General features: G+C 59.6%; 11 protein-coding genes and 2 pseudogenes. 4 read left to right on the top strand and 9 right to left on the bottom strand.

Features of this window, described 5'->3' with window-relative positions; translation table 11 throughout:
* From KQ933_RS20020 to KQ933_RS20010, 3 genes are read left to right on the top strand one after another with little or no spacing between them, the layout of a single operon-like run.
* Positions 1–1,164, top strand: coding sequence for a dihydrodipicolinate synthase family protein (locus KQ933_RS20020; protein ID WP_216756463.1), 1,164 nt, complete (start codon positions 1–3; stop codon positions 1,162–1,164).
* Between the two features lie 30 nt (positions 1,165–1,194).
* Positions 1,195–2,025, top strand: a complete 831-nt coding sequence (locus KQ933_RS20015; protein ID WP_216756462.1) for a sugar phosphate isomerase/epimerase — start codon at positions 1,195–1,197, stop codon at positions 2,023–2,025.
* Between the two features lie 46 nt (positions 2,026–2,071).
* Entirely contained in the window at positions 2,072–3,346 is a 1,275-nt protein-coding gene (locus KQ933_RS20010; protein ID WP_216756461.1) for a Gfo/Idh/MocA family protein, read from the top strand.
* Between the two features lie 6 nt (positions 3,347–3,352).
* Here the strand turns inward: KQ933_RS20010 and KQ933_RS20005 are convergent, their stop codons facing one another.
* The 3 genes from KQ933_RS20005 to KQ933_RS19995 are packed head-to-tail and all read right to left on the bottom strand — an operon-like array spanning position 3,353 to position 7,254.
* The gene (locus KQ933_RS20005; protein ID WP_216756460.1) at positions 3,353–4,363 is read right to left on the bottom strand and encodes a hydroxyacid dehydrogenase; all 1,011 of its coding nucleotides are present in this window, start codon (positions 4,361–4,363) and stop codon (positions 3,353–3,355) included.
* Positions 4,360–6,216, bottom strand: coding sequence for a DUF2264 domain-containing protein (locus KQ933_RS20000; RefSeq protein WP_216756459.1), 1,857 nt, complete (start codon positions 6,214–6,216; stop codon positions 4,360–4,362). Before KQ933_RS20000 ends, KQ933_RS20005 begins: the two co-directional genes overlap by 4 nt.
* A 9-nt stretch (positions 6,217–6,225) precedes the next feature.
* Positions 6,226–7,254, bottom strand: a complete 1,029-nt coding sequence (locus KQ933_RS19995) for a LacI family DNA-binding transcriptional regulator (protein ID WP_216756458.1) — start codon at positions 7,252–7,254, stop codon at positions 6,226–6,228.
* 160 nt (positions 7,255–7,414) lie between these two features.
* Between KQ933_RS19995 and KQ933_RS19990 the strand changes: the two genes are divergently transcribed.
* Positions 7,415–8,701, top strand: coding sequence for an ABC transporter substrate-binding protein (locus KQ933_RS19990; RefSeq protein WP_216756457.1), 1,287 nt, complete (start codon positions 7,415–7,417; stop codon positions 8,699–8,701).
* 247 nt (positions 8,702–8,948) lie between these two features.
* On the opposite strand, the gene KQ933_RS19985 is transcribed toward KQ933_RS19990, so the two are convergent.
* From KQ933_RS19985 to KQ933_RS19960, 6 genes and pseudogenes are all read right to left on the bottom strand, one after another.
* The gene (locus KQ933_RS19985) at positions 8,949–10,136 is read right to left on the bottom strand and encodes an IS701 family transposase (protein WP_216755009.1); all 1,188 of its coding nucleotides are present in this window, start codon (positions 10,134–10,136) and stop codon (positions 8,949–8,951) included.
* Positions 10,137–10,216: 80 nt separating this feature from the next.
* A protein-coding gene (locus KQ933_RS19980) for an IS630 family transposase (protein WP_216758956.1) occupies positions 10,217–11,160 on the bottom strand; the annotation gives its coding sequence in 2 pieces (ribosomal slippage) (positions 10,217–10,824 and positions 10,824–11,160; 945 coding nt in all).
* Positions 11,161–11,244: 84 nt separating this feature from the next.
* Positions 11,245–11,391, bottom strand: a pseudogene (locus tag KQ933_RS19975) (glycosyl hydrolase family 5); the annotation flags it as partial.
* A 1-nt stretch (position 11,392) separates the two neighbouring features.
* A pseudogene (locus KQ933_RS19970) lies at positions 11,393–12,174 on the bottom strand (N-acetylglucosaminyltransferase); the annotation flags it as partial.
* A gap of 53 nt (positions 12,175–12,227) precedes the next feature.
* A complete protein-coding gene (galE, locus tag KQ933_RS19965; protein WP_216756456.1) occupies positions 12,228–13,211 on the bottom strand; it encodes a UDP-glucose 4-epimerase GalE in 984 nt (327 codons plus the stop codon).
* Position 13,212: 1 nt separating this feature from the next.
* Complete coding sequence (locus tag KQ933_RS19960) at positions 13,213–14,223, bottom strand: UDP-glucuronic acid decarboxylase family protein (RefSeq protein WP_253958336.1); 1,011 nt, start codon at positions 14,221–14,223, stop codon at positions 13,213–13,215.
* Positions 14,224–14,529 lie beyond the last annotated feature (306 nt).

Raw genomic sequence — 14,529 nt, 5'->3', positions numbered from 1 at the left:
GTGACGACGATCAATCTTCCCCTGGACGGCAAGATCGTCCCCTATACGCCGACCGGCACGCCGATCGAACTCAAGAAGCGGGACGCTAAGAGCTTCCCGCGCATCGCCTTTGCCGCCGCCCATGTCGTCGCCGATCCGCTGGCCGACAACGATCCCTGGCTGACCCCGGCGATCGACTGGGAACGCACGCTCGCTTTCCGCCATCGCCTCTGGGACCTCGGTCTCGGCGTTGCCGAAGCGATGGATACGGCGCAGCGCGGCATGGGGCTTGGCTGGCCGGAGGCCCGCGAGCTTATCCGCCACGCACTTGGTGAAGCCGCCTCCCGCAAGGACGCGCAGATTGCCTGCGGCGCCGGTACCGACCATCTGACGCCCGGCCCCGACGTGACGATCGACACGATCATCCGGGCTTACGAGGAACAGATCGAGACGGTGGAAGCCGCTGGTGGTCGCATCATCCTCATGGCAAGCCGTGCCCTGGCTGCAGCAGCCAAGGGGCCGGACGATTATATCAAGGTCTATGACCGCATCCTTCGCCAGGTAAAGGAACCCGTCGTCATCCACTGGCTCGGCGAAATGTTCGACCCGGCACTGGCCGGCTATTGGGGCAATGGCGACCACCTGAAGGCGATGGAAACCTGCCTGCAGGTGATTGAGGCCAATGCCGCCAAAGTCGACGGCATCAAAATCTCGCTTCTTTCCAAGGAGAAGGAAGTGACGATGCGCCGGCAACTGCCGAAGGGCGTGCGCATGTATACCGGCGACGACTTCAACTACGCCGAACTGATCGCCGGCGACGAGCAGGGACATTCGGACGCGCTGCTCGGCATTTTCGACGCCATCGCACCGGCGGCTTCCGCTGCGCTCGAGGCACTCGGCCGCAAGAGCAACCACGAGTTCTTCGACCTGCTCGAGCCGACCGTTCCGCTGTCGCGCCACATCTTCAAGACCCCCACCCGCTTCTACAAGACCGGCGTCGTCTTCCTCGCCTATCTCAACGGCCTGCAGGATCATTTCACGATGATCGGCGGCCAGCAGAGCACGCGTTCTATGACGCATCTGGCGGAGCTTTTCCGCCTGGCCGACAAGGCCCGCGTTCTCGCCGATCCGGAAATGGCAACCGCGCGCATGAAACACGTGCTTGCTGTCAACGGCGTTCACTGATCGCCGGCACGGCAATGGGAGGAGAATGACATGCAGGTCGAAGGACTTTCGATCAACCTTGCGACGATCCGTGAGCAATGCGGTTTTGCCGAAGCCGTCGATATTTGCCTGAAACATGGCATCACCTCGATCGCGCCATGGCGCGATCAGGTCGCCAAGGCCGGTCTCGACGAGGCAGTGAGGATCGTCAAGTCGAACGGCATCAGGCTGACCGGGTTTTGCCGTGGCGGTTTCTTTCCGGCCGCGAACGAGGCCGACTGGCAGAAGAACCTCGACGACAACAGGCGCGCCATCGATGAGGCGGCAGCGTTTTCAGCTGATTGCCTGGTGCTCGTCGTCGGCGGTCTGCCAGGCAGTTCGAAGGATATCGCCGCTGCCCGACAGATGGTGTTTGACGGCATCGCTGCCGTGCTGCCGCATGCACAGGCTGCGGGCGTGAAACTCGCAATCGAGCCGCTGCATCCGATGTATGCCGCCGATCGCGCCTGCGTGAACACGCTTGGCCAGGCCCTCGACATGTGCGAGCAACTCGGCGAGGATGTCGGCGTTGCCGTCGATGTCTACCACGTCTGGTGGGATCCCGATCTTGCCAACCAGATTGCCCGCGCCGGACGCATGAACCGCATCTTTGCCCACCATATCTGCGACTGGCTGGCACCGACCAAGGACATGCTGCTCGACCGCGGCATGATGGGCGATGGCGTGATCGATCTCAAAGGCATAAGACGGATGGTGGAGGCCGCCGGCTTCTTCGGCGCGCAGGAGGTCGAAATCTTCTCTGCCGAGAACTGGTGGAAGCGTCCCGCCGACGAGGTGATCGCCACCTGCGTCGAGCGCTTCAGGAACTGCTGCCAGATCTAGTTTTAAATCCAATCCGTTTCATCACGTATGAAGGAGGAATCATTCGATGGAGAAGCGCCGTTTTGCCCTGATCGGCACCGGTAACCGTGGCACCACAATGTGGGGCAAGGACCTTTTGGCTGGCTGGCGCGAGCATGTCGACCTGACTGCGATCGTCGAGAAGAATTCGCTGCGCGGCGAGCGTGCCCGCACCATGATCGGCAGCAATGCGCCGCTTTATGAAAACATCGATGCGATGCTGACGGAGCAGAAGCCGGATCTGGTGATCGTCTGCACGCCCGACCATACGCATGACGATATCATCGTGCGTGCCTTGGAATCCGGTATCGACGTGATCACCGAGAAGCCGATGACCACTACGGTCGAAAAGATTCGCCGAATCCTGGATGCCGAAAAGCGTACCGGCCGCCGGGTCGACGTTTCCTTCAACTATCGCTATGCGCCAACGGCAGCCAAGATCAAGGAACTCCTGAATTCCGGCGAGATTGGCCGCGTCACCTCGGTCGATTTCCATTGGTACCTCAACACCAAGCATGGCGCCGATTATTTCCGCCGCTGGCATGCCTATACGGAAAATTCCGGCAGTCTCTTCGTTCACAAGGCGACGCATCATTTCGACCTTTTGAACTGGTACCTCGATAGCGATCCTGACGCCGTGACCTCCTTTGCCGACTTGCAGAATTACGGCCGCAAGGGACCCTTCAGCGGCCCGCGCTGCAAGCTCTGTTCGCACACGCAGGACTGCGACTACTATCTCGATCTCGAAGGGGATCCCTTCCTCGACACGCTCTATGAAGATCCCTCGAAGATCGATGGCTATTTCCGCGATGGCTGCGTTTTCCGCGAAGACATCGACATTCCCGATACGATGGCCGTTTCCATCCGCTATCGCAACAATGTCCATGTTTCCTATTCTCTGAACACGTTCCAGCCGATCGAAGGTCATCATCTGGCTTTCAACGGCACCAAAGGTCGCATCGAGATCCGCCAGTATGAGGCGCAGCCCTGGGAAGAGCCGAGGGAAGACACGATCCTGCTGATTCGCAACTTCCCGCATGGCAAGGAAGCGGTCGAACGCATCAAGGTGCCGCATTCCTCGGGCGGCCACTATGGCGGCGACGACCGGATGCGCAACATGATCTTCAAGCCCGACATGCAGGACAAACTCGCGCAGCGGGCCGGTACGCGCGCCGGCGCCATGTCCGTGCTTTGCGGCATCGCAGCGCTGACGAGCTCGCGCAGCGGCAAGGTCGTCAACATTTCCGACCTTATGCCGGAGCTTGCCAATGACGGTTCGCCGAACTCCCTAAAGGCGTCGTAAGAGGCCTCAGGCAGTATTTTCCAGGCTTTCGAGGGTGAGCCCGTGAAGCAGTGGCTCGCCCTTGACGAAGCGTTCAGCCTCATCCGCTGCCATTTCACCGAGACGGGCGCGCTCCAGGCCGACCGCACCGGCAATATGCGGCGTCAGGAAGACGTTGGGCAGATCATAGAAAGCCGAATTCGGTCCCGGTATTTCGGGATCGGTCACGTCGATGACGGCGTCGATACGACCGGTTTTCAGCACAGCCAGCAAGGCAACCTCATCGATCAACGCACCGCGCGCGGTATTGATCAGCGTGGCGCCGTCCTTCATCAGCGCCAGCTTCGTGGCATTGATCATATGATGGGTGGAGGGCAGCGAAGGCGCATGGACGGAAACGATATCCGACCGGCGCATGAGATCGTCGAGCTCGACCTTCTGAACGTCCATCCCGCGCGCCTGATCGGCGTCGATGGTCGGATCTGATAGCAGCACCTGATAATCGAAAGGCTTCAACAGATCGATGACGCGGCGACCGATACGTGAAGCACCGATGATGCCGACCGTGCGGCAATAATTGCCGATGGCCTCGCGCTGCATGGGATAGGTCCGGTCGCGATGCCGGTCGGCAACATAGAGGTCGCGAAAGCGGAAGACATGTTTGCCGGCGAAAATGATCGCGGCCAGCGTGAATTCGGCGACCGGCACCGCATTGGCCTCGGCCGCATGGCTGACCGCGATGCCGGCTTCAAAAATGCAGGGGTCGACGATGCCTTTTACCGTTCCTGCCGCATGAACGACGAGCTTCAGCTTTGGAGCAAGTGCCAGAACCTCGCGACCGACATAGGGCGCACCCCAACCGGTGATCAGGATTTCCGCCTCGGACAGCAGGCGTTTTGCCCGTTCATCATCGAAGCGCTGGAGCGGTTCGGCATCGAGAAGACGTCCCATGCGATCCAGCCGGCGAAGGGTCTTTTCCGGCAGGATATGTTCCGTGCGGGAGGGCTGCATGGCAAGGACGATGGCTGGCTTGTTCATGCCATATGTCCCGGCGCTTCGATGGCGCTGACGGTGACACCCTTGTCTTTGACCAGCTTTTCCAGAACGGCGATATCGGGCGCTTTCGGCGGCGCGGTCCATGCGCCGGAAACAGCCGCCGGATCGTTCAGCGCGACCACAGCCGTCATCAGGACTGTTTCCCCAGCAGGGATTTCACCACGCAGCTGCGGCACGAGCGTCTTGGCAACGATCATGTTGGTATTCGGCAGCGCCTTCTGGGCAAGGCCGCTTCGCTTGATCGATGAACCAAGGTCAACGATGCCGGAAAAATCCGCCTCGCCGATCGCGTAGGCCGAGCCCTGCGCGGCAGAAAGCGTATCGGCATCGAGATCGCGCCTGGCAATCGCGAAGCCGCCTTCGGCCGTCTGCAGCGGGCGCGGCGTCCTGATGCGGTGAACGCGGATATGCCACGGAGCCGACGGCACGAGCCAGGTTTCGACCGTAACGTCCTTGAAGGCCGACCAGCGGGAATAGAGAACATCGCCGGCGATCCTTGCCTCTTCATTCGTTTCGCGGACCCGGTAGTGCAGGCCGTCGTCGCTGAAAGCGAGTGCGGAGTCGAACGCAGAAAGCGCGAAGGCGCGCTCGTCGGCCTCGACGCTGAAGCCGTAGCGGGCCGAATAGGCAAATTTTGCGTATTTCTCCGTGCCGAAACGCATCTGCAAGTTTTCCTGGCCGGAAGAGAGCGCCACGACATCATTGCCGGCACGCATCATCACCATGCCCGGATGACGCTGCGGAACCACTTCCGGCGCCTGATCGGGCAGCTTTTCTTCCGCGGTCCAGAAGGGGTGATCCTCCGGAATAGCGAGCGGCAAGAAGGCCTTGAAGGCCCAATAGGGCGAGCCGGCGGAGTTGTAACTTTCCGACATCAACAAGTTCGGATAGCCGAAGCCGATGGTCAGCACGCCATCATGGCTGGCGATCGGCTTGTCCCGCCACCAGCGCAGATGCGCGAGGCAGAGATGCTTGACCTCGCCCCAGGGCAGCGCCTCCAGATCGGCAAAGGCGAGCGCCGACCAGAAGCCGGCGCAGGCGAAACGATAGGTCAGGCTGCGGCCGAAGGGAATGGTCGCACCGTCAGGTGCAAACCAGTGGCGGAAATCTTTCGCGAAGAGTACGGCGCGCTCGCGGTAGCGCTTGGCATATTCGTCATCGACCAGTTTGGAATAGATCAGGCCGTAGAAATGCATGGCGAAGGGAATGTAATGGTCGATGCGGCGGATATTGCCGTCGCGATACCACCCATCGCCGATATAGAAACCTTCCAGTTCTTCAAGATATTGCTTGGTCAGGCTGCGGTCGAAATCGGCGCCGAGGCGATCGAGGGCGATATCGACGAAGATGCGGAAGAATTTCCAGTTATTGTCGGCATAGTCGAACTGCCGGACATGCTTGAAATAGGCGATGATATTGTCGCGGGCGCGCTTGTCGAGTGGTTCCCAGATCTTTTCAGGCACCAGCGCCAGAGCAAAACCAAGGGCGGCCAATTCCACCATGCGCTGGTCACGGGCATTGACCGTGCCCCAATATTCGGGATGGGCGGGATCGCAGCCATTCGCCAAGCCTTCGGCAAAGCGCTGCCAATGGGCGAAATCATTCTTGCCGGCACCAAGCGGAGCAAGCCCCCAGAGCGGACGGGCGAACCCTTCGAGGTCGGCAGCGGCTCGGTCGAAATGAGCGCCAGTGCCATCGAGGCGGACGCGAGCATTGCCATTGGAGAAGAAGGGCAGCAGTGGATCGAAGAGATCGTTGACGGCACGGATCATGTCGGTACGTGTCTTCAGCGGGTTGCCTGCAAGCGGGTTGGCGCTGGCGGGATCATAGGTCATCGGCATCACTCACAGCTTGTCGGTATCGGGAACGGTGCCTCCGGCAACGGGAACGACCGCCTGGCAGATATGGCGGGCCGGCGCGGTCCTGTCGCGGTAGCGGGAAATCATCAGGGACACGGCCTCGCGGCCGAGGGCGGCGCGATCGACGCGCATGGTGGAAAGCCGGGGATTGGTCATCACAGCGCAGGGAAGATCATCGAAACCGACGATCGCGAAATCCTCGGGAACACGAAGCCCTGCTTCGGTGACAGCTTCAAGAACGCCGACAGCGATGAAATCATTCATGCAGAAAGCGGCCGTATAACCTGGATCTTCCGCAAGTATCGCGACCGTGCGTTCATGCGCCTCGCGGCTGGCGCTACCCTGGAAGGTTAGCGGCACGAGCCGGCCTTCGGCACCAGGAACCGCAGCAATCGCCGCTTCAAAGCCGCGCACACGTTCGCGGATCGTGTGACGATGCGAGCCGGTCAGATGCAGAATGCGACGATGGCCGGCTTTCGTGAGCCGGCTTGTCGCCTCGAAAGCACCGAAGAAATTGGAGGGCGACACGCCATCGAGGCGCAGACGCGGATCGGTGCCGTTGACGAGAACAGTTGGTACCCCAGTCGCTTCGAGCCAAGCCCGCAGCGTATCACTAGGATCGATGCCGACGAGGAAAAGCCCTTCTGCTTCTGCCGTCTGCAGATATTCGCCGACCACGTCAGGAGTCGTGCGGTCCTCCCGCACGAGACGCACCTCGAAGGACATGCCGGCATCGGCAGCACCCGCACGAAGGCCCTCGACGATCGACTCGTAGAAGACACTGAGGCCGCCGGTCGCCCCATCGCTTGCAATCAGAGTAAGTCCGCCGGGAGTACTTTCCGAAGCGGCTTTCACGGGATAGCCATGCTCGGCAGCGACCTTCAATATGTGCCGCCGCACACTTTCGCTGATACCGGGCTCATTGGCGAGCACCCGCGATACCGTGGAAACGGAAACCCCGGCCAGGCTGGCAATATCGGCCTGGCGCGGCCGTCTGGTTTTGCTCTCGGTCATTTTGATCTCATTCATAGCGGCAGAGATTATGCAAATTACGCAAATTTGCAAGATAATCATAATTTCTTGCAAAGAGAAATTTTTTGCGTACTCTACCGGCCGGAGCGCTCGGAAAGACCATTGGAGGATGGCACCGGGCATTGGATATTAGGAGGAAATCATGCAGGTCAATCGCCGTTCATTCTTGATGGGAACCGCAGGTGCCGCGGCCGGCCTCGCCTTCGGCGCCGGCAGCTCGATCCCCGCATTCGCCGAGGACGCTTCGCTGCGCGCAATGTGGTGGGGCTCCAACGACCGTGCCAAGCGCACGCTCGACGTCGCCAAGCTCTATCAGTCGAAGACGCCTGGCGTCACCATCGTCGGTGAATCGCTTTCGGGCGACGGTTACTGGACGAAGCTTGCAACGCAGATGGCCGGCCGCGCGATTGCCGACGTTTTCCAGCTCGAGCCGGGTACGATCTCCGACTATTCCAAGCGCGGCGCCTGCCTGCCGCTCGATGAATTCGTTCCCTCGGCACTGAAGGTCGACAGCTTCGGCGCCGACATGCTGAAACTGACCACCGTGGATGGCAAGCTTTATGGCGTCGGCCTTGGCCTGAACTCCTTCTCGATGTTCTTCGACACTGTCGAATTCGAAAAGGCAGGCATTCCTCTGCCGACTCCCGATCTTACCTGGGATGAGTATGCCAAGCTCGCCGTTGAACTCGCCAAGTCCTCGGGCAAGGGCGGCGGCCCCTATGCGGCACGCTACAACTACGTGTTCGATGCCTGGCTGCGCCAGCGCGGCAAGAGCGTTTTCGCCAAGGAAGGTGTCGGCCTCGGCTTCACGGTCGACGATGCCAAGGAATGGTTCGATTATTGGGAAAAGCTGCGCAAGGCTGGCGGTACCGTCGCCGCCGATGTGCAGACGCTCGACCAGAACACCATCGACACCAACTGCCTCGGCCTCGGCAAATCGGTCATCGGCATGGCTTATTCCAACCAGATGATCGGCTACCAGCTGATCATCAAGAACAAGCTCGGCATCACCATGCTGCCGCGCGAGAAGAAGGGCGGTCCATCAGGCCATTACTACCGTCCGGCTCTGATCTGGAGCGTGGGCGCCACGACCAAGCAGGGCGAAGCTGCCGCGAAGTTCATCAGCTTCTTCGTCAACGATCTCGAAGCCGGCAAGATCCTCGGCGTGGAACGCGGGGTGCCGATGTCGCCGGCGGTTCGCGAAGCCATCCTGCCACAACTCAATCCGACCGAGCAGGAAACGGTCAAGTACGTGAATCTGCTCAAGGATCAGGTCGGTGAATATCCGCCGCCGGTGCCGATGGGCGCAACCCAATTCGACCAGCGTGTCCTTCGTCCAACTTGCGACGAGCTCGCCTTCGAGCGCATTTCGGTAGCCGACGCCGCGGCCAAGCTCGTCGAAGAGGGTAAGGCAACGATCAAGGGTTAACCCTAACCCATATGAAGGAGCAGAGGCCCGCCATCGGCGGGCTTGTCTTTTTCGGTAACCCAAGCCTAGTACTACAGTTGCGTTTGATGCCTTGCTTTGTAGTGAGAAAGCATTGCGGATGCTTGATGCCTGCGTCGCCAGAGTGACCATGCCAAGATGAGGCGAACTCTAATCGGGGGCTGTAGCAGGAGGCGTTTGATCAGATAGCGGATCTCTGCGACGCTGGGCACGAAGGCCATGGTGTTGGTCAGGCGGCGATTGGCGGGTTTGGACTCGTTTCGTTCGGTTTGCCAGCAGCGGTGCGGCGTAGATCGGCGCCGAGTTTGGCGAGGAATGCAGCGGCTGCCATGACGAGCGTCATGTGCCGCTTCCAAGCATGCCAGGATCGCGCTTCGCAATGATCCAGGCCGAGATCGTCCTTCGCACGCTGGAAGCATTCTTCCACGGTCCAACGCAGCCCGGCAGCGCCCGCCAATTCGCTCAATTCGGTACCGGCGGGCGCAAAGACAAAGTAATAGGCGCGCGCATCGGGTTCGCGTCGGCTGCGCCGGATCAGAAGCCAGCGCTCCCATTGTGGATCCGGGCGAGAGCTGAGAGGAATACGGGCCCAATCATAAAGCCGAAGACCCTTGGCACCTTCGCCTGCTGCATGGCTCTGCCAAACCTCCGGTTTCAACTCATCAGCCATCGTTTCGGGATCGGTCTGCTCGATCCCTTGCTCACGCACAAAGCGCAGGCATTGATTGGAGCGCACTGCCAGAACATAAGGCTGGCCACGGCTTTCCAGCATCCGGCGCAGCTTGGAATCCGAACCATAAAGCGCATCCGCCAATACCCAGGCACAAGGCACGCCGGCATCCAGCGCATCGGCAATGAGCTTGGCTGCAATGGCCGGTTTGGTCGCGAAGGCTTGGGACTGGGGGACGTGAGCCGAAGCACGGCGGGCTTCATCCTCGGCCCACTCCTTCGGTAGATAAAGTTGCCGATCGATCAGGGTCTGACCGTAGCGGCTTGCATAGGCAAGGAAAACACCGATCTGACAGTTCTCGATCCGGCCGGCCGTGCCGGAATATTGTCGTGCGACACCGACTGAATGGGCGCCTTTCTTCAGGAAGCCGGTCTCATCGACCACAAGAACGCCGTCCGCGTCACCGAGAGACTCTATTGCATAAGCGCGAACCGTATCGCGCAATGCGTCAGCATCCCAATGGCTGCGCCCCAGCAGCGATTGCATCCGATAAGGGCGCTCCAGTCCTGCCTGTTCCGCCATCAGCCAGCCAGTCTTGCGCTCTACTCCCGACAACAACCCATCCAGAAAGGCACCGCACGATGCGCGCAATTCTCGGCGACCAAAGACCGAGCCCAACCGCACCTTCAAGGCATCGAGCTCACGATGCCACGCCAGAACCGACCCGGACCAACCCGCAACCGACATTGAACTTCCCTCCCGCCAAATGCGGGAAGTGAATCATGACTTCCGGTAAACCGCAACTGTAGTACTAGAGCAGATCCTGTTTAATCTGGGTCATATCCCGCGGCCTTGAAGTAGTTGGCGCATTCTGCCGTCGTGAAGCGAGGCATCAAGGCGCCCACCGCATCCCACAAAGCGTCGATCTTTCGCTCCGCCCGAGCCCGCAACATGGCTTTCAATTTGGAGAATGCGTTCTCAATGGGATTGAAGTCAGGACTGTAGGGCGGCAGGAACATGAGTTTGGCGCCGGCGCGCTCGATGGCATCGCGGACACCGGCTGTTTTGTGCGCAGGCAGGTTATCCATAATAACCACGTCGCCGATTTTCAGGGTGGGCAGCAGCACCTGTTCGACATAAGCAAGGAAGACGTTGCCGTTCATCGCGCCATCGTAGACGAAGGGGGCGGTCATTCCGCTGAGGCGCAACGCTCCAGTGAAAGTCATAGTCTTCCAATGGCCATGCGGCACACCTGCTCGACAACGCTCGCCTCGCATTGCGCGTCCGCGCAGGCGCGCCATTTTGGTCGACAGACCGGTCTCGTCTATAAAGATCAGCTTTTCTGGATCGAGATCGAGCTGGCCATCAAACCAGGCTCGCCGCCGCTTCAAGACATCTGGTCGATCCTGCTCCAATGCATGTGCGGACTTTTTTTAAACGTCCACCCGCGGCTTCGCAGCCAAGCACCGAGCGCACTCCGGCTGATGCCGACCTGCCGCTCAACGCACAGACGCTCGACCATTTCATCCAGCGTCACGTCCTTGCGATCGTCGATCATCTCGACAACGAAAGCCGCGTGTGCGTCGAGAGCCGACGGTCGTCTCCAACCTTGCGGCCGGGGGGTCGGCTCGCCGTCTTTCGCTCTCGCGATCCACCGGATTGCCGTCGAAATCCCAACCCCGAACCGGACAGCCGCCTGCCGCGCTGACATGCCAGCCGCAGACGCTTTCAATACGCGTAATCGAAGATCGTCGCTCAGTGCTCGTGCCATCATCCACCTCTTCGTTGTGGATGTTGAATCAGCTTCGCTGCGCCGCGTCACCTCACAATCGATTCATCGATCGCAGGATCTGCTCTAGTTGCTTGCGTCGTCGATAACCCTCCAATCGGGCCGCCCGAGCTCGAACGGCCAGGCATGTACATCACGGTCATTGAAATAGACGACGTCCTGAAACTCCGGAAAATCGCTCTGTTTCATCGTAGCCGTATCCATCCACGGCTTGCTCCCGCAGTGCGGCCGTGCGCACGGCATAATGGGAGCCGATGCAGAGCGGCGCCCAGCCATTGTTATATCCTATCTGCAACGAGCCATGCAGGCTCGCTTCCGCATAAAGTCCGCCGCGGGCAGCCCAGCTCTCGGACGCATTGGCATCGCAGATGCTGGGTGCCGAGACATAGCGACTTCGGGATCGCGGAAAGACCGCAAAACTTCACGAAGATAGGTCGGCGTAGGCACATGATCGGCATCGAACTGAGCGACGAAGTCATAGCGCTCATAGCCGAAGTGATCATAGAAATAGGCGAGATTGCCTTCCTTGCAGCGCGTGCGGCGCGGCCAGACGGGGCGGTGATACTCGCTCACGCTCTTGCGTGTGGAGATCATGACGCCATGCTGCCCGCACCACCTCTTCGTCTCTTCGGATGGATCTTCATCGGCGAGCCAGACATCGAACTCGACGTCTTTCTGATCGAGCATGGCAAGGAGCGACTTGCGCACGACGGTGAAAGGTTCCGATGGCGCTTTGGTGACGACCATCGCGACGCGGCCCTTCGGCAGGCCTGCAGATGATCTGACCTGTCTTGCATCCAGGAAGATCAGGATGAAGTAGGCCGACAGCAGCGTGACCCATGCAAGAATGAGAGTGACGAGGAGGAATGTAGGCCACGATACGATGTGGATGGGCTGAGCCCACCAAAGCCAGAAATAGCCGAGCGCCGCCAGCCAGCAGAGGATGCCAAGCCCATAAGCAGCACGATTCCAGCCGGAAAGGACAGGCTCGAACATCTCGGCCTTGGCGGCAGAAGACCTATATACGCGGTCTGTTTCGGCTCTGATGCTCACGCAATCACCTCCAGTCCGAAAGTCGGGCCGGCCGTGCGGATGATCGTATCGATATCCGAAGGCGCCGGTGTGAAATCCAGCGCCAAGCGGGCCTTTTTCGTATCAGCAAAAAGAGCCGGCGGATCGCCTGCACGGCGCGGCTGATAGCGCACCGGCACCTTGTGGCCGGTCTTTCGTTTGACGGCATCGAGGATCTCGCCGATCGACGTGCCGCGGCCGGAGCCCAGATTGACGCTCAGCGAGTTGCCGCCGGCCAGGAGATGGCGAACGGCGGCGAGATGCGCCTCTGAGAGATCGCTGACATGGATGTAATCCCTGACGCAGGTGCCGTCTTCGGTCTCATAATCCGTGCCGAAAATGTCGAGGTTGCCGATCCGGCCGCTGGCAGCGAGAAGAGCACGCGGGATCAGATGAGTTTCGGGATAGTGCTGTTCAGCAAGCTGGCCCTCCGGATCGGCGCCGGCGGCATTGAAGTAACGAAGGGCGACAAAGCGGATGCCGTAGGCTGCGGCATAATCCTCCAGCGCCATTTCGAAGATCAGCTTGGTTCTGCCATAGGGATTGACCGGATGTTGCGGCGTTTTCTCGCTGATTGGCAGCAGCTCCGGTATGCCGTAGGTCGCGCAACTGCTGGAAAAAACAATCCTGTCGATATTGCGATCGAGGCAGGCGTCCAGCAGCGTCAGGCTGCCGATGACGTTGTTGCGAAAATAGATGCTCGGCTTTTCGACGGATTCACCGACATAGGCGTTGGCACCGCAATGGATGACACAATCCGGCGCGTACTCCGCCATGACCTGTCGCAGCCTTGCACCATCGGCGATGTCCGCCTGGATCAGCGGCCCCCACCGGACACTATCAATGTGTCCGGTCGAGAGATTATCATAGGTGACCGGAACCATACCGGCGCGCGCAAGTGCCTTGCAGATGTGGCTGCCGATGAAGCCGGCGCCACCCGTAACCAGGATGTAGCCGGGCATCTCATACGGCCTCCACCACTTGCCTGTGGGTGAGCAGCGCATCGAAATAGGCTATCGTACGCTTCAGCCCGGTCTTCAGCTCCGTCGTCGGCCACCTGTTCAGATCTTCCCTTGCTCTGGCAATATCCGGCCGGCGCTGTTGCGGATCGTCCGCGACGGCCGGCAGGTAAACGAGGCGTGAGCGTGAATTGGTCAGATCGAGAATGATCTCGGCAAGATCCCGCACGGTGATCTCCGCTGGGTTGCCGAGATTGATCGGACCGACGCAGTTTTCGCCAGCATCGGCGAAACGCAGGAAACCGTCGATGAGATCATCGACATAGCAGAAGGAACGGGTCTGCCGGCCATCACCGTAGATCGTTATGTCGGTGTTGGAGAGCGCCTGAACGATGAAGTTGGACACGACCCGTCCGTCATCGAGGCGCATGCGCGGACCATAGGTATTGAAGATCCGGCCAACCTTGATATCGAGGCCATACTTGCGATGATAATCGAAAAACAGGGTTTCGGCAGACCGCTTGCCCTCGTCATAACAGCCGCGCGGACCGATCGGGTTGACGTTGCCGAAATAGGTTTCGCGCTGCGGATTTTGATGTGGATCCCCGTAAACTTCCGATGTCGAGGACTGGACGACCGTTGCACCGCTACGGCGGGCCGCATCCAGCGTGTTGACGGCTCCAAGCACGTTCGTCAGCAAGGTGCCGACGGGATCGCGCTGATAATCCGGCGGCGAGGCTGGTGAAGCAAAGTTGAAGATGACGGACGCTTCCACATCATAGGGCTGCCGCACGTCATGTTCGAGAAGCCGGAAACGGGTATTCTGCAGCAGATGCTCGATATTGACGCGGCGGCCAGTGTAGAAATTATCGAGACAGATGACCTGATGACCACGCTCGAGAAGCCGCTCACAAAGATGGGACCCCAGGAAACCAGCGCCTCCATTGACCAGTATCGTCTTTGGCCGCGACGATGTCGATGCGGATGGAGGTTCCTGATAAGCTTCGGTGGGAATGAAACTACGCACTACAAACTCCTTCCCATGCGGTGTGGCCTTTCTAGACCCTTCTATCCTTTGGCTTCCTTTCATCTGCTTGGATAACTTCAACATGAAGTTGTATCGATTGAATAAGCTTCCAGTTATTCTTCAGATGATTGTAGTCATGTTCAAAATGATAGGAGGATATCAACCAAGGTCAATTTAAAAACATGGGTACAATTCCAAATAGCTATTGCAGAAAACCCTGGCGTTCCTTTGATTAATCCTTTTTAAAGGACTATTCTGCGAAGCTTTTCATCCGGCTGCCCTAGCCTCAGCCAC

This window comes from Rhizobium sp. WYJ-E13 (genome assembly GCF_018987265.1).
In the GTDB taxonomy this organism is placed as follows: domain Bacteria; phylum Pseudomonadota; class Alphaproteobacteria; order Rhizobiales; family Rhizobiaceae; genus Rhizobium.
This window is presented reverse-complemented; position numbering and strand designations above follow the sequence as displayed.